General features: G+C 63.4%; 19 protein-coding genes. 11 read left to right on the plus strand and 8 right to left on the minus strand.

Features of this window, described 5'->3' with window-relative positions; all coding sequences use genetic code 11:
- Window positions 1–7: 7 nt before the first annotated feature.
- From F6X62_RS03245 to mreB, 4 genes are all read right to left on the minus strand, one after another.
- Complete coding sequence (locus F6X62_RS03245) at window positions 8–604, minus strand: nucleoside triphosphate pyrophosphatase (protein ID WP_054894396.1); 597 nt, start codon at window positions 602–604, stop codon at window positions 8–10.
- Between the two features lie 29 nt (window positions 605–633).
- Entirely contained in the window at window positions 634–1,122 is a 489-nt protein-coding gene (gene mreD, locus F6X62_RS03250) for a rod shape-determining protein MreD (protein WP_054894397.1), read from the minus strand.
- On the minus strand, window positions 1,122–2,168 hold the full coding sequence (gene mreC, locus F6X62_RS03255) for a rod shape-determining protein MreC (RefSeq protein ID WP_082420955.1): 1,047 nt from the start codon (window positions 2,166–2,168) through the stop codon (window positions 1,122–1,124). The genes mreD and mreC overlap by 1 nt, the downstream gene beginning before the upstream one ends.
- Before the next feature lie 175 nt (window positions 2,169–2,343).
- Complete coding sequence (mreB, locus tag F6X62_RS03260) at window positions 2,344–3,381, minus strand: rod shape-determining protein MreB (protein WP_003255163.1); 1,038 nt, start codon at window positions 3,379–3,381, stop codon at window positions 2,344–2,346.
- A gap of 202 nt (window positions 3,382–3,583) precedes the next feature.
- On the opposite strand from mreB, the gene gatC reads away from it, so the two are divergent.
- From gatC to F6X62_RS03290, 6 genes are all read left to right on the plus strand, one after another.
- Window positions 3,584–3,871, plus strand: coding sequence for an Asp-tRNA(Asn)/Glu-tRNA(Gln) amidotransferase subunit GatC (gene gatC / locus F6X62_RS03265; RefSeq protein ID WP_054894398.1), 288 nt, complete (start codon window positions 3,584–3,586; stop codon window positions 3,869–3,871).
- 15 nt (window positions 3,872–3,886) lie between these two features.
- The gene (gene gatA / locus F6X62_RS03270; RefSeq protein ID WP_153772675.1) at window positions 3,887–5,338 is read left to right on the plus strand and encodes an Asp-tRNA(Asn)/Glu-tRNA(Gln) amidotransferase subunit GatA; all 1,452 of its coding nucleotides are present in this window, start codon (window positions 3,887–3,889) and stop codon (window positions 5,336–5,338) included.
- Between the two features lie 11 nt (window positions 5,339–5,349).
- Window positions 5,350–6,795 (plus strand): Asp-tRNA(Asn)/Glu-tRNA(Gln) amidotransferase subunit GatB, encoded by a 1,446-nt coding sequence (gatB, locus tag F6X62_RS03275; RefSeq protein WP_054894400.1) that lies wholly within the window; start codon window positions 5,350–5,352, stop codon window positions 6,793–6,795.
- Window positions 6,796–6,882: 87 nt separating this feature from the next.
- The gene (locus F6X62_RS03280) at window positions 6,883–7,257 is read left to right on the plus strand and encodes a septal ring lytic transglycosylase RlpA family protein (protein ID WP_176717867.1); all 375 of its coding nucleotides are present in this window, start codon (window positions 6,883–6,885) and stop codon (window positions 7,255–7,257) included.
- Between the two features lie 60 nt (window positions 7,258–7,317).
- A complete protein-coding gene (locus F6X62_RS03285) occupies window positions 7,318–8,361 on the plus strand; it encodes a calcium/sodium antiporter (protein ID WP_153772676.1) in 1,044 nt (347 codons plus the stop codon).
- A 10-nt stretch (window positions 8,362–8,371) separates the two neighbouring features.
- Complete coding sequence (locus F6X62_RS03290; RefSeq protein WP_153772677.1) at window positions 8,372–8,746, plus strand: carboxymuconolactone decarboxylase family protein; 375 nt, start codon at window positions 8,372–8,374, stop codon at window positions 8,744–8,746.
- Between the two features lie 95 nt (window positions 8,747–8,841).
- Here the strand turns inward: F6X62_RS03290 and F6X62_RS03295 are convergent, their stop codons facing one another.
- Together F6X62_RS03295 and F6X62_RS03300 are read right to left on the minus strand one after the other, a co-directional pair.
- Window positions 8,842–10,215, minus strand: a complete 1,374-nt coding sequence (locus F6X62_RS03295) for an amino acid permease (RefSeq protein ID WP_153772678.1) — start codon at window positions 10,213–10,215, stop codon at window positions 8,842–8,844.
- A gap of 52 nt (window positions 10,216–10,267) precedes the next feature.
- Window positions 10,268–11,209, minus strand: a complete 942-nt coding sequence (locus F6X62_RS03300; protein ID WP_153772679.1) for an AEC family transporter — start codon at window positions 11,207–11,209, stop codon at window positions 10,268–10,270.
- 190 nt (window positions 11,210–11,399) lie between these two features.
- Here F6X62_RS03300 and F6X62_RS03305 point away from each other — a divergent pair, with 190 nt between their 5' ends.
- Both F6X62_RS03305 and F6X62_RS03310 read left to right on the plus strand, forming a co-directional pair.
- Window positions 11,400–13,025, plus strand: a complete 1,626-nt coding sequence (locus F6X62_RS03305) for a phospholipase (RefSeq protein WP_153772680.1) — start codon at window positions 11,400–11,402, stop codon at window positions 13,023–13,025.
- Between the two features lie 14 nt (window positions 13,026–13,039).
- On the plus strand, window positions 13,040–13,228 hold the full coding sequence (locus tag F6X62_RS03310; RefSeq protein WP_153772681.1) for a hypothetical protein: 189 nt from the start codon (window positions 13,040–13,042) through the stop codon (window positions 13,226–13,228).
- A 58-nt stretch (window positions 13,229–13,286) separates the two neighbouring features.
- Here F6X62_RS03310 and F6X62_RS03315 read toward each other — a convergent pair whose 3' ends face one another.
- Both F6X62_RS03315 and F6X62_RS03320 read right to left on the minus strand, forming a co-directional pair.
- Window positions 13,287–13,847 carry a response regulator transcription factor gene (locus tag F6X62_RS03315; RefSeq protein WP_054894408.1) on the minus strand — a complete coding sequence of 187 codons (561 nt, stop codon included), beginning with the start codon at window positions 13,845–13,847 and terminating at the stop codon, window positions 13,287–13,289.
- Window positions 13,844–15,103 carry an ATP-binding protein gene (locus F6X62_RS03320; RefSeq protein ID WP_054894409.1) on the minus strand — a complete coding sequence of 420 codons (1,260 nt, stop codon included), beginning with the start codon at window positions 15,101–15,103 and terminating at the stop codon, window positions 13,844–13,846. The genes F6X62_RS03315 and F6X62_RS03320 overlap by 4 nt, the downstream gene beginning before the upstream one ends.
- A 199-nt stretch (window positions 15,104–15,302) precedes the next feature.
- On the opposite strand from F6X62_RS03320, the gene F6X62_RS03325 reads away from it, so the two are divergent.
- The 3 genes from F6X62_RS03325 (at window position 15,303) to F6X62_RS03335 (ending at window position 19,813) form a co-directional block, all read left to right on the plus strand.
- Window positions 15,303–16,016 carry an SIMPL domain-containing protein gene (locus F6X62_RS03325; protein ID WP_153772682.1) on the plus strand — a complete coding sequence of 238 codons (714 nt, stop codon included), beginning with the start codon at window positions 15,303–15,305 and terminating at the stop codon, window positions 16,014–16,016.
- A gap of 374 nt (window positions 16,017–16,390) precedes the next feature.
- Window positions 16,391–18,016 carry an ABC transporter substrate-binding protein gene (locus F6X62_RS03330; protein WP_125930684.1) on the plus strand — a complete coding sequence of 542 codons (1,626 nt, stop codon included), beginning with the start codon at window positions 16,391–16,393 and terminating at the stop codon, window positions 18,014–18,016.
- Window positions 18,017–18,220: 204 nt separating this feature from the next.
- On the plus strand, window positions 18,221–19,813 hold the full coding sequence (locus F6X62_RS03335; protein WP_153772683.1) for an ABC transporter substrate-binding protein: 1,593 nt from the start codon (window positions 18,221–18,223) through the stop codon (window positions 19,811–19,813).
- Window positions 19,814–19,885 lie beyond the last annotated feature (72 nt).

Genomic DNA, 19,885 nt, shown 5'->3' on the forward strand with positions numbered 1-19,885 from the left:
CGGCTGGCTAGCGTTGGACGGTATCCTCATGCTGCCAGCAGGGAATGCCGAACTGCTCCAGCAACTCGGCGGTTTCGCTCAGGGGCAGGCCGACCACGGCCGAATAACTGCCTTCGATGGCGCTGACGAACACCGCGCCCAGGCCCTGGATCGCATAGCCACCGGCCTTGTCCAACGGTTCACCGCTGTCCCAGTAGCGACATGCTTCATCGAAAGAGATAGTACGGAAACGAACCTTGGTCGCCACGCACAGGCTCAGGGAGCGCGTGCCGTCGGTCACGGCCACGGCAGTGAGCACCTGGTGCTCGCGCTTGGACAGGTCGCCCAGCATCGCCAGGGCGTGCTCGCGGTTTTCCGGCTTGCCAAGGATCTGGCCGTCGAGCACCACGGCAGTATCGGCGCCGAGCACCACGCCCGGGGCATCGAGCAGGTTGAAACCAGCCACCGCCTTGGCTTGCGCCAGGCGCTCGACGTAGGCCTGGGCGGCTTCGCCGACCTGCGGGGTTTCGTCGATGGGGGCGCTGACCACGGTGAATGGCACGCCAATCTGCGCCAGCAGCTCACGTCGACGTGGGGAGCCGGAGGCCAGGTGCAGTCGAGTCATGGGGACATCTCCGTGTCAGTGGCGACGCGTCAGTGGATATGCAGGCGTCGGCGCATGCCGCGCAGGGCGAAGCTGATCCAGGGCCAGAGCAAGGCGCTGATCACCGCCGACCACACCAGTGCAAGCGTCGGCAGGCGATTGCCGGTCAGGGCGCTGAGCCACAGCTGGATCAACTGGGCGATGCCGAACACCACCAGGATCACCAGGCTCTGCTGCCACATGGGGAACATGCGCAGGCGTTGCTGCAGGGACAGCACCAGGAAGGTGATCAAGGTGAGGATCAACGCGTTCTGCCCCAGCAGGGTGCCGTAGAGCACGTCCTCGGCCAGGCCGAGCACGAAGGCGGTGGTCATGCCGACCTTGCTGGGTACGGCCAGGGTCCAGAACGCCAGCAACAGGGCCAGCCACATGGGGCGGAACACTTCCATGAACTGCGGCATCGGCGTGACGCTGAGCAGCAGGCCGATGACGAAGGTCAGCCAGATGGCCCAGCCGTTTCTGCTGCGGGTACTGGCCATCATTCTCTCCGGGGCTGTGCAGGCGACGCGGGTGCGGCTGGTGGGTGTGAGGTGGAAGAGCCGTGGGCTGGCGCGGTGGCGGCAGGTGCTGGCGCATGGGCCGGTGCGCCGCTCGCAGGCGCAGTTGCCGGTGCTGGCACGGCCGCCGGCTTGGCACTCGCACCGTCCTGACGGTCGGCCTCTTCCTGGGCGATCGCTGCATCAGTGGCACGCTGCTCAGGCGTACGTCGATCGCTGAACACCAGCAACATGTACCGGCTGCGATTGAGGGCGGCGGTAGGAATGGCGCGAACGATGGCGAACGGCTGACCGGAGTCGTGAATTACCTCGTTGACCGTGGCCACCGGATAACCGGCCGGGAAACGCTGCCCCATGCCGGAGCTCACCAGCAGATCGCCTTCCTTGATGTCGGCGGTATCGGCCACGTGACGCAGTTCCAGGCGCTCCGGGTTGCCGGTGCCGCTGGCAATGGCGCGCAGGCCGTTGCGGTTGACCTGCACGGGAATGCTGTGGGTGGTGTCGGTCAGCAGCAGCACGCGCGAGGTGTAGGGCATCAGCTCGACCACCTGGCCCATCAGGCCACGGGCATCGAGCACCGGCTGGCCGAGGAACACACCGTCGCGCTCGCCCTTGTTGATCAGGATGCGATGAGTGAAGGGATTGGGATCGACCCCGATCAACTCGGCGACTTCGACCTTTTCATTGACCAGCGCCGAAGAGTTGAGCAATTCGCGCAGGCGCACGTTCTGCTCGGTGAGCGCGGCCAGCTTCTGCAGACGCCCCTGCAACAGCAGGGCTTCGGTCTTGAGCTTCTCGTTTTCGGCGATCAGCTCGGTGCGGCTGCCGAACTGCCCGGCCACGCCCTGCCACAGACGCTGCGGCAAGTCGGTGACCCAATAGGATTCCATCAGCACCAGCCCCATCTGGCTGCGTACCGGCTTGAGCACGTCAAAGCGCGAGTCGACCACCATCAGCGCGACCGACATCACCACCAGCACGAGCAGACGAACGCCCAGCGAAGGGCCCTTGGAGAAAAGCGGTTTAATGGGCCGTTCCTCGTGGACGACGATTCAGGCGGTCATTGCACGAGGTCAATGCAACCACCAGCCTGCGGATTGACGGAAACGACGCCCGACGGACGTCAACAGCGCATACAGGTAGCACTGTGCGTGCCACCTGTAAACCAGGCGATCTTCAGCGACGGCTGGACAGCGCCAGGACTCACTCGCTGGAGAGCAGGTCCATGGCGTGCTTGTCCATCATCTCCAGCGCACGACCACCGCCACGGGCGACGCAGGTCAGCGGGTCTTCGGCAACGATCACCGGCAGGCCGGTTTCCTGGGCCAGCAGCTTGTCGAGGTCACGCAGCAGCGCGCCACCGCCGGTCAGCACCAGGCCACGCTCGGCGATGTCGGACGCCAGCTCCGGCGGCGACTGCTCCAGGGCACTCTTGACCGCCTGGACGATAGTCGCCAGCGATTCCTGCAGCGCCTCGAGCACTTCGTTGGAATTCAGGGTGAAGGCACGTGGTACGCCTTCGGCCAGGTTGCGACCGCGCACGTCGACTTCGCGGACTTCGCCACCCGGGTAGGCGGTACCGATTTCCTGCTTGATGCGCTCGGCGGTGGATTCACCGATCAGGCTGCCGTAGTTACGGCGCACGTAGGTGACGATGGCTTCGTCGAAACGGTCGCCACCCACACGTACGGATTCGGCGTAGACCACGCCGTTGAGCGAGATCAGGGCGATTTCGGTGGTACCACCACCGATGTCGACGACCATCGAACCGCGGGCTTCCTCGACCGGCAGGCCGGCACCGATGGCGGCGGCCATGGGCTCTTCGATCAGGAACACTTCGCGGGCACCGGCGCCCAGCGCCGATTCACGGATGGCACGGCGCTCGACCTGGGTCGACTTGCACGGTACGCAGATCAGCACGCGCGGGCTGGGCTGCAGGAAGCTGTTTTCGTGCACTTTGTTGATGAAGTACTGCAGCATCTTCTCGCAGACGCTGAAGTCGGCGATCACGCCATCCTTCATCGGACGAATGGCAGCGATGTTGCCGGGAGTGCGGCCGAGCATGCGCTTGGCTTCGGTACCGACGGCCACGACGCTTTTCTGGTTGCCGTGGGTACGGATGGCAACAACCGAGGGCTCATTCAGGACGATACCGCGCTCACGCACGTAAATAAGGGTGTTGGCAGTACCCAGGTCGATGGACAGATCGCTGGAAAACATGCCACGCAGTTTCTTGAACATGGGAAAGTGACCCTGGGGAAAGCGTGGGTAAAAAAGTGCGGCAAACTCTAACAATGGCAGGGATTTTGGGCAAGGAGCCAATATGTTAAATTGGCAGTTTTTCCGAGCACGCCAGCCGATGATCGCGGCCGTATGACCGCCAGAATCCCGGCATGTTCCTCATTACGGAAGCATTCTGTTTCTGTTTTTCCTGGAGATCCCCATGGCGCTTCAACGCTGTGACGTGGAAAAGATCGCCCATCTGGCCCGTCTGGGCCTCAATGAAGGCGAACTGCCACGCATTACCGATGCCTTGAACAGTATTCTCGGGCTGGTCGACCAGATGCAAGCCGTCGACACCACCGGCATCGAGCCCCTCGCCCACCCGCTCGAAGCCACCCAGCGCCTGCGTCCCGACCAGGTGACCGAAAGCAACCAGCGCGATCGCTACCAGGCGGTGGCACCCTCGACCGAGAACGGTCTGTACCTGGTTCCGAAAGTCATCGAGTAAGGGATAGAGCCTGCCATGCATCAACTCACTCTGGCCGAGATCGCCCGCGGACTCGCCGACAAGTCGTTTTCCTCCGAAGAGCTGACCGGCGCGTTGCTGTCGCGCATCAAGCAGCTCGACCCACAGATCAACAGCTTCATCAGCGTCACCGAAGCGCAGGCGCTGGAACAGGCCCGCGCTGCCGACGCCCGTCGCGCCAATGGCGAAACCGGCGCACTGCTGGGCGCACCGATTGCCCACAAGGACCTGTTCTGCACCCAGGGCGTACGCACCAGCTGCGGCTCGAAGATGCTCGACAGCTTCACCGCCCCCTACGACGCCACCGTGGTCGCCAAGCTCGCCGAAGCCGGCATGGTCACTCTCGGCAAGACCAACATGGACGAATTCGCCATGGGTTCGGCCAACGAATCCAGCCACTACGGCGCGGTGAAGAACCCCTGGAACCTCGAGCACGTGCCAGGCGGTTCGTCGGGTGGCTCCGCCGCAGCCGTGGCAGCGCGCCTGCTGCCGGTCGCCACCGGCACCGACACCGGCGGCTCGATCCGCCAGCCAGCCGCACTGACCAACCTCACCGGCCTCAAGCCCACCTACGGCCGCGTCTCGCGCTGGGGCATGATCGCCTACGCCTCGAGCCTCGACCAGGGCGGCCCGATGGCCCGCACTGCCGAAGACTGCGCCCTGCTGCTGCAAGGCATGGCCGGTTTCGACCCCAAGGACTCGACCAGCGTCGACGAATCGGTACCCGACTACAGCGCCAACCTCAACGCCTCGCTGCAGGGCCTGCGCATCGGCCTGCCGAAGGAGTACTTCGGCGCCGGCCTCGATCCGCGCATCGCCGAACTGGTCCAGGCCAGCGTCAAGGAACTGGAGAAGCTCGGCGCGGTGGTCAAGGAAATCAGCCTGCCGAACATGCAGCACGCCATCCCGGCGTACTATGTGATCGCCCCGGCCGAAGCCTCCTCCAACCTCTCGCGCTTCGACGGCGTGCGCTTCGGCTACCGCTGCGAAGACCCGAAAGACCTCACCGACCTGTACAAGCGCTCGCGTGGCGAAGGCTTCGGCGTTGAAGTACAGCGCCGGATCATGGTCGGCACCTACGCCCTGTCGGCCGGCTACTACGACGCCTACTACGTCAAGGCTCAGCAGATCCGTCGCCTGATCAAGAACGACTTCATGGCAGCCTTCGAACAGGTCGACGTCATCCTCGGCCCGACCACGCCGAACCCGGCCTGGAAACTCGACTCGAAGAACGCCGACCCGGTTGCCGCCTACCTCGAGGACGTCTACACCATCACCGCCAACCTCGCGGGCCTGCCCGGCCTGTCGATGCCGGCCGGCTTCGTCGATGGCCTGCCGGTGGGCGTGCAACTGCTGGCCCCGTACTTCCAGGAAGGCCGCCTGCTCAACGTCGCGCACCGCTACCAGCAAGTCACCGACTGGCACACCCGCGCCCCCAACGGCTTCTGAGGAATTCACACATGCAATGGGAAGTTGTGATCGGGCTGGAGATTCATACCCAGCTCGCCACCCAGTCGAAGATCTTCTCCGGCAGCGCCACCACCTTCGGCTCCGAGCCGAACACCCAGGCCAGCCTGGTCGACCTGGGCATGCCCGGCGTACTGCCGGTGCTGAACCAGGAGGCCGTACGCATGGCCTGCATGTTCGGCCTGGCCATCGATGCCGAGATCGGGCCGCGCAACGTGTTCGCGCGCAAGAACTACTTCTACCCCGACCTGCCCAAGGGCTATCAGATCAGCCAGATGGACCTGCCGATCGTTGGCAAGGGCCACCTGGACATCGCCCTGGAAGACGGCACCCTCAAGCGCATCGGCGTCACCCGCGCACACCTTGAGGAAGATGCCGGCAAGAGCCTGCACGAAGATTTCAACGGCGCCACCGGGATCGACCTGAACCGCGCTGGCACACCGCTGCTGGAAATCGTTTCCGAGCCGGACATGCGCAGCGCAAAAGAGGCCGTGGCCTACGTCAAGGCCATCCACGCCCTGGTGCGCTACCTGGGCATCTGCGACGGCAACATGGCCGAAGGCTCGCTGCGTTGCGACTGCAACGTCTCGGTTCGCCCGAAAGGCCAGGTCGAGTTCGGTACCCGCTGCGAGATCAAGAACGTCAACTCGTTCCGCTTCATCGAACGGGCGATCAACAGCGAGATCCAGCGCCAGATCGACCTGATCGAGGACGGCGGCAAGGTGGTCCAGGAAACCCGCCTGTACGACCCGAACAAGGACGAGACCCGTTCCATGCGCAGCAAGGAGGAAGCCAACGACTACCGCTACTTCCCCGATCCGGACCTGCTGCCGGTGGTCATCGAGCCAAGCTTCCTCGAGACCGTCCGCGCCTCGCTGCCCGAGCTGCCAACGCAGAAGGTCGAGCGCTTCCAGAGCCAGTACGGCCTGTCGGCCTACGACGCCAACGTGCTGGCCAGCAGCCGCGAACAGGCCGACTACTTCGAGCAGGTGGCCAGCATCGGCGGCGACGCCAAGCTGGCGGCCAACTGGGTCATGGTCGAGCTGGGCAGCCTGCTGAACAAGCTGGGTGTCGAAATCGACCAGTCGCCGGTCAGTGCCGAGCTGCTCGGCGGCATGCTGCAGCGTATTCGCGACAACACCATCAGCGGCAAGATTGCCAAGACCGTGTTCGAGGCCATGGCTGCCGGTGAAGGCGATGCCGACAGTATCATCGAGAGCAAGGGCCTCAAGCAGGTGACCGACACCGGCGCGATCGACAAGATGCTCGATGAAGTGCTGGCCGCCAACGCCGAGCAGGTCGAACAGTACCGCGCCGCCGATGAAGCCAAGCGCGGCAAGATGTTCGGTTTCTTTGTCGGCCAGGCGATGAAGGCTTCCAAAGGCAAGGCCAACCCGGGGCAGGTGAACCAATTGCTCAAGGCCAAGCTCGAAGGGTGACCTGAACGCCCTCGTTCGCGGGCAAGTCGGAGCGGCGGTTCGGCGCTCCGACTTGCCCGCGAATGGAAGCACCGGAGAGCACCTGCCTTGCTGAAAAAAAACCTCACCGCCCTGGCTCTTTTCTCTGCCTTGGCCGGCTGTGCCAGCCATGACATCGACCCACGCGGCTACGACGAAACCGGCACCGCCTCCTACTACGGCTCCCGCCACCACGGTAAACGCACCGCCAGCGGCGAAGCCTTCAACCAGCACGGCCTCACCGCCGCCCATCGCACCCTGCCGTTCGGCAGCCAAGTACTGGTGACCAACCTGTCCAACCAGCGCAGCGTGGTGGTGCGTATCAACGACCGCGGCCCCCATACCCGTGGCCGACTGATCGACCTGTCACGCGCTGCCGCAGAAAAAATCGGCATGCTCCGTAGCGGAACGGCGCGAGTCCGGGTACAAGGTCTGAGCGACTGACCTGACTGGAGCCCTGCCATTTTCGACCTCGCCACCCTCCCCACCTTCAGCCTCCTGCAACTGGGCCTGGGCCTGGTGCTGTTGGTCATCGGCGCCGAACTGCTCGTACGCGCCGCCCTGCGCCTGGCCACGCGCCTGCACGTGCGGCCGCTGATCATCGGCCTGAGCCTGGTGGCCTTCGGCAGTACCGCGCCACAACTGACAGTCAGCCTGCAGGCGGCCTACCAGGGCGCGCCGGACGTGGCGGTGGGCAGTGTGATCGGCAGCAATATCTTCAATGTGCTGGTGATCCTCGGGCTTGCTGCGCTGATCATCCCGCTGCGCGTTTCGCGGCAACTGGTACGCCTGGACATCCCGTTGATGATCGCGGCCAGTGCAGTGGTCTACCTGCTGGCGGCCAACGGCGAACTGGGCAGGCTCGAGGGCGCGCTGTTGCTGCTGGGCCTGCTGGGCTACCTGGGCATGCTCTGGCATCAGTCCCGCCACTATTCCCGCACCTATCCTGCGCCCGACGCCGCTCGCCGCAGCCCGGGCCGCTTCTGGAGTACCGTGGTGCTGCAGACCCTGTTCGGGCTGGTGCTACTCAGCCTCGGCGGGCACTTGCTGCTGGAGGCGGCGGTCGAGGTCGCCACCGACCTGGGCCTGTCCGAGCGGATCATCGGCCTGACCGTGGTCGCGGTCTGCACTTCGCTACCGGAACTGGCCGCCGCGCTGATCGCCGCCCTGCGTGGCGAGCGCGAGATCGCCGTGGGTACGGTGATCGGCAGCAACCTGTTCAACCTCCTGGCAGTGCTGGGGCTTACCGCCTTGACCACGCCCGAACCGCTGACCATCTCACCCAACGCCCTGGCGTTCGACCTGCCGGTGATGCTCGGGGTCGCCGTCCTTAGCCTGCCCGTGTTTTATTCCGGCTACCGGATCACCCGCGCCGAAGGGCTGGTGTTCCTCGCGCTCTACCTGGCTTACGGTCTGCACGTGGTGGCCTTCACCACCGGCATGCCACTGGCCGGGCGCCTGGAGCGCCTCATGCTGTTCTACGTCATGCCGGTGCTGGCGGTGGTACTGCTATACACCACGCTTCGCGCCTGGCGCCGCCAACACTGAGGAAAACGCAATGACCGACAACAAGAACGCCGGTGAGCAGGTTCGGCGCCAGGTGATGGGGGACGCTTTCGTGGATCGCGCCCTGGGCAATGCCACCGAATTCACCCAGCCCCTGCAGGACTTCGTCAACGCGCATGCCTGGGGCAGCGTCTGGTCCCGCGAGGGGCTGCCATTGAAGACTCGCAGCCTGATCACCCTGGCGGCGCTGACCGCACTGAAGTGCCCACAGGAGCTCAAGGGCCATGTGCGCGGGGCACTGAACAACGGCTGCACGGTGGAGGAGATTCGGGAGGCGCTGCTGCATTGCGCAGTGTACGCAGGGGTCCCGGCGGCGATCGATGCGTTCCGCGCGGCACAGGAAGTGATCGACAATTACCAGGCCTGAGTCGCACCGGCCTCTTCGCGGGTAAACCCGCTCCCACTGGCACACCGCTGCGCGGCCCCTGTGGGAGCGGGTTTACCCGCGAAAAAAGCGACGCATCAGCGGAGATTCATCCCCTTGGCCTGACGCGCCTTCTTCACCCGGAATGCCACCCACAGCGCAGCGATCCACAGCGGAATCAGCATCACCGAGATGCGCACTGGTGGGGTGAGGTACATCACCACCAGGATCAGTGCAATGAACGCCAGGCACAGATAGTTGGTCAGCGGATGCCCCCAACTGCGGTAGAACGGCGTGATGCCCGCCGCCAGCTTGGCCTTGCGGAACTTCAGGTGGGTGATGCTGATGCTCGCCCAGTTGATCACCAGCGCCGATACCGCCAGAGCCATCAGCAAACCGAACGCCTCACCCGGCATCAGGTAGTTGATCACCACGCACAAACCGGTCGCCAGCGCCGAAACGCCCAGCGCCACCAACGGCACACCGCTGCGGCTGACCTTGAGCAACTGACGCGGCGCATCGCCCTGGCTGGCCAGGCCGAACAGCATGCGGCTGTTGGCGTAGACGCAGCTGTTGTATACCGACAGTGCGGCGGTCAGCACCACAACGTTGAGCACGGTAGCGACCACGTCGCTGTCCAGCTCATGGAAGATCATCACGAACGGGCTGCCGCCCTGCACCACCTTCTGCCACGGGTACAGCGCCAGCAGCACGGCAAGCGCGCCGATATAGAAGATCAGGATGCGGTAGACCACCTGGTTGGTGGCCTTGGGGATGCTCTGGCGCGGATTGTCCGCCTCGGCAGCGGTGATCCCCACCAACTCCAGGCCGCCAAAGGAGAACATGATCACCGCCAGCGCCATGATCAGCCCGGTGATGCCATTGGGGAAGAAGCCACCGTACTGCCACAGGTTGGCCACGCTGGCATCCGGGCCACCATGACCGCTGCCCAGCAGCCAGGCGCCGAAGCCGATCATGCTGACGATCGCCACTACCTTGACCAGGGCGAACCAGAACTCCATCTCACCGTAGACCTTCACCTGGGTCAGGTTGATGGCGTTGATCACCACGAAGAAGATCGCCGCCGTGGCCCAGGTCGGAAACTCCGGCCACCAGTACTGCACGTAGATACCCACGGCCGTCAGTTCGGCCATGCCAACCAATACGTAGACGACCCAGTAGTTCCACCCCGAGACGAAGCCGGCGAACTCGCTCCAGTATTGATGGGCGAAGTGGCTGAAGCTGCCGGCAACCGGCTCCTCGACCACCATTTCACCCAGCTGGCGCATGATCAGGAAAGCCATCAGGCCAGCGATCGCATAGCCCAGCAGTACCGAAGGGCCGGCCAACTGGATGGTTTGGGCGATCCCCAGGAACAGGCCGGTGCCGATGGCACCGCCCAGCGCAATCAACTGGATATGGCGATTCTTCAGCCCGCGTTGCAACCCCGCGGGCGTGCTCTGGTCTTGCATGAAGTGTCCTTTAGTTCAGGAGGCAGTGTTGTTGTGTTGTGGCGGCCAGCATCTAGATCCACCCGCCCCATTGCAAGATGAATATGCCGATATTGGTGGTGATCGCCGCCATTAGCGTCGTGATCACGATGATAGACGCAGCCAGCTCGTGATTGCCATTGGCCGCGCGGGCCATGACATAACTGGCTGCCGCCGTCGGGCTGCCAATGTAGAGAAACAGGATCCCCAGCTCCGCGCCGCGAAACCCGCACAGCCAGGCGCCCAAGGTGGCCACCAGCGGCAGCCAGACCATCTTCACCAGGCTGGCATCCACCGCGAGCTTGCCGCTGTCGCGCAGGGCCGCCAGCGACAGGGTGCCGCCGATGCAGATCAGCGCCAGTGGCAGGGTCATCTGCGCCAGGTAGTCGCCCGAGGTCAGCAACCAGTTGGGCAGGGGCACCTGCCCATACGCCATGGGCGTCGCTGCCAGCACGCTGATGATCAGCGGGTTGCTGAAGATGCTCTTGCACAGGCTCCACGGGTCGGATTTCAAGCTCGGGCTGTACACCGCCAACACCACCGTCGACAGCGAGTTGTAGAGCAGGATCACCAGCCCGGCGAGTACCGCACCGAGGGAAATCCCGTAGTCGCCATAGAGGCTGGCCGCCAGCGCCAGGCCGATCACTCCGTTGTTGCCGCGAAACGCACCTTGCGTGTAGATGCCGCGGTCCTCTGGCGGGCTGCGCCAGATCGCCAGCCCCCAGGAGAGCGCAAAGCACACCAGAGTCGCGAGGATGAAGTAGAGGATGACCCCGGGCTTGACCGCCGTCGACAGGTCGGCGTGATAGATACCCAGGAACAGCAGCGCCGGCATGCAGGTGTTGAACACCAGCGAGGACGCGACCTTGATGAAGTTGTCGTCGATCAAGCGGATGCGCTTGAGGAGCACGCCCATGAACAGCATGGCGAAAACCGGAGCCGTGATGTCCAACGTCTGGATAAGAAGGGCGAGCATTGCGCGCGATCCTGGAGAAGGTTGCCGATAGGGGGCTAATCATACGTCAGTGCCAGGTGATTGCGTCCGCCATGGATGAAGGATCTGTCCACAAACAGATCTTGACGTAGGAAATTTCCACCCTATTATCAAAACAACTGTATATACGTACAGTTAATTGGAATTTTTCAGACATCGCATGGAGCAAACAATGTCAGAAATGCAATCACTGCCGGCAACCGGCCAGGCCCATCTGTCGGTCGCGGATCTCGACCGCTTGTTCGACCCTGAGGGCGTTCCTCTGGAGGGGGCGCACACGCATCTGGTGCTGGTAGTGGACGGCCATCACACCGTCAAATATCACCGCCTGCCGCCACTCCAAGCACCTAAGCTCACCGGGCCCGAATTGCGCTTCGAAGGCGGCGAGCACACCGCCATCGGCGACAACGTCCTGCTGCGTTTTGCCGCCAACCAACCGCCGGTCGTGGCGCACCAGTCACCTCTGCCGTTGCCCAATGGCCTGAGCCTGACCTACGGCCAGGTGGTGGCTCTGGGCGGTGACTTCTATGGTGTGCCCGAACGCCCCATCGCCGATGGAGCAACACCCGCCGAACGCATCGAACGTTTCCTCCAGGCTTTCGACTCCTTGGCCCGCCTGCCAGCCTCCCGTGCCGAAGCCCAGGACATTCTGGCGGTCATGCAGGAAGAGATCTCGGCGGCCAATCGCGCCATCAAGGACGGACGTCAACCCCATGAAGCCTATGACGCACTGGGCGACAGCCTGTCGGCGCGCTGGAATCGCATCACCGGAGGCGGCAGCGTGGCTTCGGATCTACTGCCACTGGGCCGCTACCTGAAACTGGCCGCCAGCAACTGGGACCATTTCGGCCGGTCGGCCCTGCTGGCTTACCAGGCCGGCCACGGCGCAGCACTGCAGCAGGCACTGCGCGCCCGTGACAGCGGCGACGAACGCGACCTGCAACTGGCCTATGCCATGAACGCCTTCGCCGACCACTTCCTTACCGACCTGTTCTCCGCCGGCCATTTGCGCGTACCGCGCAAGGCCCTGGCCGACACGGTCACGCCGAGCGATATCGGCTCGCTGGTGTCGCGCTTCATGCACGACGAGGACAGCAAGTATGGCCTGCGCGTACGCAATGCCGAAGGCGAGCAATGGCGGGCCTATGGCGACAAGCGTTATTTCGACAGCGTCGATGTGACTAACCGACGCCAGGTCAGCCGCGCGGTACAGCGTTCGGCCGACGAAGTGTTCCAAGCCTTCGACAAGGGGCAGGCCACGTCGCCGGAGCAGTACGCCGCCCTGCGCCTGACACCGGACCTGCAGGCCGCCGAACAGGACCTGGTGCCCGGCAATTTCGCTCCGCTCTACCGCCAGCAAGACTCGACAGTGCTGCGGCGCAAGAATGTGGCCGACCTCAACGACGGCCAGTACACCCGTGATTGGTGGGGCTGGAGCACTTACCTGCTGCTCAAGGACTACAAGCCCAACCGTCCGACGGGCTTCATCGATGCCCCGACAGCCTCGCCAGCCATCGTTGCCAACGGTTGGCAACGCCGCGAGCCGGATGGCCTGAACTGGCGTCGGGGTAACGCCGTGCGCTATGCATTCAGTGTTGACGATGGCATCAACGAATCCTATATCGGCCCTTGGAATCCCTATAGCGAGCTGGGCGAGCAGTTCCACCCGACCGTGCAACTACCGCTCGATGCCCAACGCCGTGGGCGCAACCTGTTCCGCCAGTTTCGCGATGGCGCACCAGAGCTGATCGCTCGCCTCGACGGGCAGGCCACCACCTATATCGACCGTAACGCGTGACAAGGAGGTCACCGATGAACATCAGGATCAAACTGGAACTGGCTTCAGGCCAGTCGCTGCAAGGGATGCCGCTGGAGTTGCTGCGCGATGGGCAAGTGGTCGGGCGGGCGCAGGTGGGCCGGGATGGAGAGGTGTCGTTCGCGGTCGAGCCAGGCACAGGTGCGCTGGCGGTGCGAATGGATCGGGCAGTGATCGGGGGCTGATCTTCGCGGCGCCTGCTTCACGGGCAAGTCGGAGCAGACGCCGCGGTCTACCGATGGATCAGCGCCGCACCGGGCGCTTCTGCAGCTTGCGCTGCAAGGTGCGCCGGTGCATGCCCAGCGCCCGCGCCGTGGCGGAGATATTGCCCTCGTGCTCGGTCAACACGCGCTGGATGTGTTCCCACTGCAGGCGGTCCACCGACATCGGGTTTTCCGGCACCAGGGTATCGAGGTCGGCATGTTCGGACAGCAGCGCCGCCAGCACATCGTCGGCGTCGGCCGGCTTGCACAGGTAGTTGCAAGCACCGCGCTTGATCGCCTCAACCGCAGTGGCGATGCTCGAATAGCCGGTCAGGATCAGCACACGCATCTCCGGGTCCAGTTCCAGCAGCTTGGGCAACAGGACCAGACCCGAGTCGCCCTCCATCTTCAAGTCCAGCGTGGCGTAGTCCGGCAAGTCCTGCTGGGCCAGGATCAATCCCTCTTCGGCGCTGGCGGCGGTGCTCACCCGAAAACCGCGGCGGCTCATGGCACGGGCCATCACCCGGGTAAAGGTGGCGTCATCATCCACCAGCAGCAGATGCGGCAGCTCTTCGCCTTCGATCTGGTTCTCGTCGCTCATCGTTCATCTCCTCGCTTGCCATGGGGCAGGCGCAGCTCGGTCAGGGTGCCGCCCTCTTCATGACTATAGAGTTTCACCGAGCCCCCCGCGCGGGTCACGCTGGCCTTGCTCAGGAACAGGCCCAAGCCGAAGCCTTTGCCCTTGGTGGTAAAGAAAGGTTTGCCGATCGCCTCGGCGATGGCCACCGGTACGCCGGCGCCATGGTCGCGGATGCTGATCAGGATATCCTGTGCATCCCAGTCCAGACGCACTTCGAGGTCGTTCGGACAGGCATCGGCGGCGTTGTTCAGCAGGTTGAGCAGCGCCTGGGTGAGGTCGGGTGGCGGAATCAGCCGCGGCACCTCGCCATCGCGCAGGCGCTGGAAGCGGTAACTGGCTTCAGGGCGCATCAGGTGCCAGCGGTTGAGCGCCTCGTCGAGCCAGGCGGTGACCTCCTGCTCCTGCACATTCATGCGTCGGTTGGCTTCGGCAGCACGCACCAGTTGCTGCAGCGTCTGCTTGCACAGCTTGACCTGGTCCTGCAGTACCGCAAGGTCTTCCTGCAACTGCGGATCGGTATGGTCCTGGCGCATCTCGTTGATCAGCACGCTCATGGTCGCCAACGGCGTGCCCAGCTCGTGGGCGGCCCCAGCGGCCTGGGTGGCCACGGCCAGCAACTGTTCATCGCGCAGGCTTTCCTCGCGCCGTTCGGCACGCATCTGCTCCTGGCGGCGCAGCTCCTCGGCCATGCGCGCGGCGAAGAAGGTAATGACAGCAGCGGCCAGGGCGATGCTCAGCCACATGCCATACACCTGCATGGTGTCGCGCGCCAGCGGCAGCGTCTCCAGCGGGTAGAACTGCACCAGCAGCAGGCTGTAGGCGACCAGCGCAATGCCCGACAACACCAGTGAATAGATCCACGGCAGGGTCACGGCAGCAATCGCCAGCGGCACCAGGTAATAGGACACGAAGGGGTTGGTCGAGCCCCCCGAGTAGTACAGCAAGGCACTGTGGATCAGCAGGTCACAGGCCAGTTGCAGGGCGTACTCCATCTCCGTGACCGGCAGGGTCAGGCGCAGCCGCAAGGCGGTGAAGGCACACAGCAGCGACGATAGCGCCAGGGTTGCCACCAGCGACAGCCATGGCAGCGGCAGCAGCTCGGTCCAGTAGGCCACGCCCACGGAGCCGGCCTGGGCGGCCAGGACCAGGATGCGAATGATGGTCAGGCGCCAGAGGTTCTGGCGAGTGGCGGACATTGGGTGTGCGGGGGCGAGCATGAGCTCTCCTGATGAGTGCTCCAGGACAATCGGCTGGAGTATACCGAAGCCATGGCCCCCGCTGCAGCAATGCGGCAAAGCGCCACACTCTGTCACAAAGTCATGATGGCATTGTTGAACCCACTACACTGTTTTCGGTCTGATTGGCCATGCGTGGAATGGACATCATCCCCACGCTTTCCATTTGAAGGAGTCATACATGCACATTTCCCGTCGCAGCGCCGCGTTCGTCCTGTCTTGTGGCATGCTCGCCAGCCTGCCGGCCCTGGCCGCAGACGAGCCACGCTACAACCAGGTTTCGCTGCGCGCCGAGGTCAGCAAGGAAGTGGCCCGCGACCTGATGGTCGTCACCCTTTACAGCGAAGCGCAGAACACCGACCCGGGCAAGCTCGCCACGCAGATCACCGAGACCATGAACAAGGCGGTCCAGCAGGCCCGCGAAGTCAAGGACGTGAAGATCAGCCAAGGCAGCCGTAACAGCTATCCGGTCTACGACACCAAGGGCCAGAAGATCACCGGCTGGCGCGAGCGCGCCGAACTGCGCCTGGAAAGCGCCGACTTCCCAGCCCTGTCCAAGCTCACCGGTGAACTGCTGCAGGAGCTGAAGATGGGCGGCATGGATTTCTCCATCGCCCCGGCCACCCGCAAGGCCAGTGAAGACGAGCTGCTCAAGGATGCAGTCAACGCCTTCAAGGCCCGCGCCCAACTGGCCACCGAGGCCCTCGGCGGCAAAGGCTACAAAGTGGTCAGCCTGAACCTCAACAGCAGCGGCTACCCGCGACCTTACATGCGCAGCGCACCGATGGCGATGAAAGCCATGGCTGCGGATGAAGCGGCCTCGCCGGATATCGAAGCGGGCACCAGCGAAGTCAGCATGAATGCCGACGGGCTGATCGAAGTACAGATGCCGTGATCGCGGCTGCGCTCGATTGAGCGACCGGGGCCGCCGCCAGGACGGCCCCTTCCCTCCCCATCTCGCCGCACCTGTCGCAATGACAGCGGCGAAGCCCTTACCGCAGCTCTTCAGATGAATATTCCCACGCACCCTTAAAGTGCATCCTACATCCCTCAACGCTTCGAAACATGTCGCAAAATGCCAGCTTTTTTCTTGCGCAAACGTTCAACCTACGCAAAATTTACATGAATGCGACATCCATGTACGACCGTGCCACATTTCTGGCGCCGACTATCCTGTTGAGTGTTGCAATGGGTACACCCCCTGCATAAGTATCCGCAGGTCGGCTCACGAGGCCACCTCAAATCAAAAATGACAACAATGAGGCCACCATGCTCAAACACGCAGTCATTCCGTTCCTGGTAGGCGCAGGCCTGCTGGCTGGCGCCCCTGCCGCCCTCGCCGCGTCCAACCTGGTGTTCTGCTCCGAAGGCAGCCCCGCCGGTTTCGACCCGGGCCAATACACCACCGGAACCGACTTCGACGCCTCGGCCGAAACGATCTTCAACCGCCTGACCCAGTTCGAGCGTGGCGGCACCGCCGTCGTCCCCGGCCTGGCCACCAAATGGGACGTTTCCGACGACGGCAAGACCTACACCTTCCACCTGCGTGAAGGGGTCAAGTTCCACACCACCGACTACTTCAAGCCAAGCCGCGAATTCAACGCCGACGACGTGCTGTTCACCTTCAACCGCATGCTCGACAAGGACATGCCGTTCCGCAAGGCCTACCCCACCGAATTCCCGTACTTCACCGACATGGGCATGGACAAGAACATCGCCAAGCTCGAGAAGGTCGACGAACACACCGTACGCTTCACCCTCAACGAAGTGGACGCCGCGTTCATCCAGAACCTGGCGATGAGCTTCGCCTCGATCCAGTCCGCCGAGTACGCCGACCAGCTGCTCAAGCAGGGCAAGGCCGCCGACATCAACCAGAAGCCGATCGGCACCGGCCCGTTCGTGTTCAACAGGTACCAGAAGGACGCGCTGATCCGCTACAAGGGCAACAAGGACTACTGGAAACCGGACGACGTGAAGATCGACAACCTTGTCTTCGCCATCAGCACCGACGCCTCGGTGCGCATGCAGAAGCTCAAGCGCGACGAGTGCCAGGTCACCCTGTTCCCGCGTCCGGCCGACATCGAGCCGCTGAAGAAGGATCCGAAGCTGCAGATGCCTGAGCAGGCCGGCTTCAACCTCGGCTACATCGCCTACAACGTGATGGACAAGATCAAGGGGAGCAACGAGCCCAACCCCATGGCCCAGCTCAAGGTGCGCGAGGCGCTGGACATGGCGGTGAACAAGCAGCAGATCATCGATTCGGTGTACCAGGGCGCCGGCCAGCTGGCGGTCAATGCCATGCCACCGACCCAGTGGTCCTACGACACCACCATCAAGGACGCCAAGTACGATCCGGAGAAAGCCAGGCAGTTGCTCAAGGAAGCCGGCGTCAAGGAAGGTACCGAGATCACCCTGTGGGCCATGCCGGTGCAACGCCCCTACAACCCCAACGCCAAGCTGATGGCCGAGATGCTGCAATCGGACTGGTCCAAGATCGGCATCAAGGCCAAGATCGTCAGCTACGAATGGGGCGAGTACATCAAGCGCTCCAAGGGCGGCGAAAACGGCGCCATGCTGATCGGCTGGAGCGGCGACAACGGTGACCCGGACAACTGGCTCGGTACCCTGTTCGGCTGCGACGCGCTGGAGGGCAACAACTTCTCCAAGTGGTGCTACAAGCCGTATGACGACATCATCAAGCAGGCCAAGGCCACCTCCGACCAGGCCAAGCGCACCGAGCTGTACAAGCAGGCGCAGCACATCATCAAGGAGCAGGTGCCGATGACCCCTATCGCCCACTCCACTGTCTATCAGCCGATGAGTGCGAAAGTGAAGGACTTCAAGATCAGCCCGTTCGGACTGAACTCCTTCTATGGCGTAAGCGTGGAGAAATAGCGCCCAGCCAGCCCCGTCATTTGTCGGGGCTGGCGTGAGCACGGCGGGGCGCCGAAATTTCTCGGCAAACTTCCGAAATTTCTTACGCCACTAGACATATTCATTACCTGTCTCGCCCTTCCTGATGCCGCTAACGTCAGGAACGGGCTTCTGTTGCCGCCCGTTCAGTGTGCGGCAGCGCAAACAGATGAGGAAAGGATCGCCATGCGCCATACCACACTGCTCGGCACCGTGCTGGGTCTGGGACTGCTCAGCCAGGCCCTCCCTGCCCAGGCCAACAACCTGGTGTTCTGCTCCGAAGGCAGCCCGGCGGGCTTCGACACCGCTCAATACACCTCGGCCACCGACAACGATGCCGCCGAACCGATCTACAACCGCCTGGTCGAGTTCGAGCGTGGGGGCACCGCTGTGCAGCCAGGCCTGGCCACCGACTGGCAGGTCTCCGAAGACGGCCTGCGCTACACCTTCCACCTGCGGCCCGGGGTGAAGTTCCACCACAACAAGGACTTCAAGCCCACCCGCGACTTCAACGCCGACGACGTGCTGTTCACCTTCAACCGCATGCTCGACAAGGACCATCCTTTCCGCAAGGCCTACCCGACCGAGTTCCCCTACTTCATCAGCATGGGCCTGGACAAGAACATCGCCAAGGTCGAGAAAACCGACCCGCTCACGGTGGCCTTCACCCTCAACACGGTCGATGCCGCGTTCATCCAGAACATCGCCATGGCCTTCGCCTCCATACTCTCCGCCGAATACGCCGAGCACCTGCTGGCCAGCGGCAGGCCCAGCGACATCAACCAGAAGCCGATCGGCACCGGCCCGTTCGTGTTCCAGCGCTACCAGAAGGACTCGCAGATCCGCTTCAAGGGCAACAAGGAGTACTGGGCGCCTGACCGGGTGAAGATCGAGAACCTGGTGTTCTCGATCAACATCGACCCTTCGGTGCGCATCCAGAAGCTGCGCCGCAACGAGTGCCAGGTCACCCTTCACCCACGCCCGGCCGATCTCCCTGCGCTCAAGCAGGACAGCAAGCTGCAGGTCATGACGCAGCCCGGCTTCAACCTCGGCTACATCGCCTACAACACCCAGCACCCACCGTTCGATCGACTTGAAGTGCGCCAGGCGATGGACATGGCAGTCAACAAGCAGGCGATCATCCAGGCGGTCTACCAGGACGCCGGGCAAACGGCAGTCAACGCCATGCCGCCCACCCAATGGTCCTACGACGATACGCTCAAGGACGCGCCGTTCGATCCGCAAAAGGCCAAGCAGTTGCTGGAGCAGGCCGGGGTCAAGCCAGGCACGGAAATCACCCTCTGGGCCATGCCGGTGCAACGCCCTTACAACCCCAATGCCAAGCTCATGGCCGAAATGCTCCAGGCCGACTGGAGCAAGCTCGGCTTCAAGGTCCGTATCGTCAGCTACGAATGGGGCGAATACCTCAAGCGCATGAAAAATGGCGAACACGACATCGCCCTGATCGGTTGGACCGGTGACAACGGCGACCCGGACAACTGGCTTGGAACCCTGTTCAGTTGCGATGCCATTGGCAGCAACAACTACTCGCAGTGGTGCGACAGCCAGTACGACGAACTGGTCAAGAAGGCCAAGCAGGTCACCGACCGCGAACAGCGCACCCATCTCTACCAGCAGGCCCAGCAACGCCTCAAGCAGCAGGTACCGATTACCCCGGTGGCCCATTCGACGGTCAACCAACCCCTCAGCATCAGTGTGAAAGACTTCAAGGTCAGCCCCTTCGGACGCAACGTTTTCTCCGGCGTCAGCATCGATTGACCCTGTATCGCCAGACCGGGAGTGCCCCACTCCCGCGACCGCGTGCAGCCCGGATTTGCCTGGCAATCCCAG

This window comes from Pseudomonas sp. MNR3A (genome assembly GCF_009650575.1).
GTDB classification, from domain to species: domain Bacteria; phylum Pseudomonadota; class Gammaproteobacteria; order Pseudomonadales; family Pseudomonadaceae; genus Aquipseudomonas; species Aquipseudomonas machongensis.

Excerpts from the sequence above, each read along its gene's own strand:
- F6X62_RS03310 (WP_153772681.1), top strand. The coding sequence starts at position 13,040 with ATGAACATCAGGATCAAACTGGAACTGGCTTCAGGCCAGTCGCTGCAA.
- F6X62_RS03305 (WP_153772680.1), top strand. The coding sequence starts at position 11,400 with ATGTCAGAAATGCAATCACTGCCGGCAACCGGCCAGGCCCATCTGTCG.
- F6X62_RS03300 (WP_153772679.1), bottom strand. The coding sequence starts at position 11,209 with ATGCTCGCCCTTCTTATCCAGACGTTGGACATCACGGCTCCGGTTTTC.
- F6X62_RS03290 (WP_153772677.1), top strand. The coding sequence starts at position 8,372 with ATGACCGACAACAAGAACGCCGGTGAGCAGGTTCGGCGCCAGGTGATG.
- F6X62_RS03295 (WP_153772678.1), bottom strand. The coding sequence starts at position 10,215 with ATGCAAGACCAGAGCACGCCCGCGGGGTTGCAACGCGGGCTGAAGAAT.
- mreD (WP_054894397.1), bottom strand. The coding sequence starts at position 1,122 with ATGGCCAGTACCCGCAGCAGAAACGGCTGGGCCATCTGGCTGACCTTC.
- F6X62_RS03315 (WP_054894408.1), bottom strand. The coding sequence starts at position 13,847 with ATGAGCGACGAGAACCAGATCGAAGGCGAAGAGCTGCCGCATCTGCTG.
- F6X62_RS03335 (WP_153772683.1), top strand. The coding sequence starts at position 18,221 with ATGCGCCATACCACACTGCTCGGCACCGTGCTGGGTCTGGGACTGCTC.
- gatB (WP_054894400.1), top strand. The coding sequence starts at position 5,350 with ATGCAATGGGAAGTTGTGATCGGGCTGGAGATTCATACCCAGCTCGCC.
- gatC (WP_054894398.1), top strand. The coding sequence starts at position 3,584 with ATGGCGCTTCAACGCTGTGACGTGGAAAAGATCGCCCATCTGGCCCGT.
- F6X62_RS03325 (WP_153772682.1), top strand. The coding sequence starts at position 15,303 with ATGCACATTTCCCGTCGCAGCGCCGCGTTCGTCCTGTCTTGTGGCATG.
- F6X62_RS03320 (WP_054894409.1), bottom strand. The coding sequence starts at position 15,103 with ATGCTCGCCCCCGCACACCCAATGTCCGCCACTCGCCAGAACCTCTGG.
- F6X62_RS03330 (WP_125930684.1), top strand. The coding sequence starts at position 16,391 with ATGCTCAAACACGCAGTCATTCCGTTCCTGGTAGGCGCAGGCCTGCTG.
- F6X62_RS03245 (WP_054894396.1), bottom strand. The coding sequence starts at position 604 with ATGACTCGACTGCACCTGGCCTCCGGCTCCCCACGTCGACGTGAGCTG.
- mreB (WP_003255163.1), bottom strand. The coding sequence starts at position 3,381 with ATGTTCAAGAAACTGCGTGGCATGTTTTCCAGCGATCTGTCCATCGAC.
- gatA (WP_153772675.1), top strand. The coding sequence starts at position 3,887 with ATGCATCAACTCACTCTGGCCGAGATCGCCCGCGGACTCGCCGACAAG.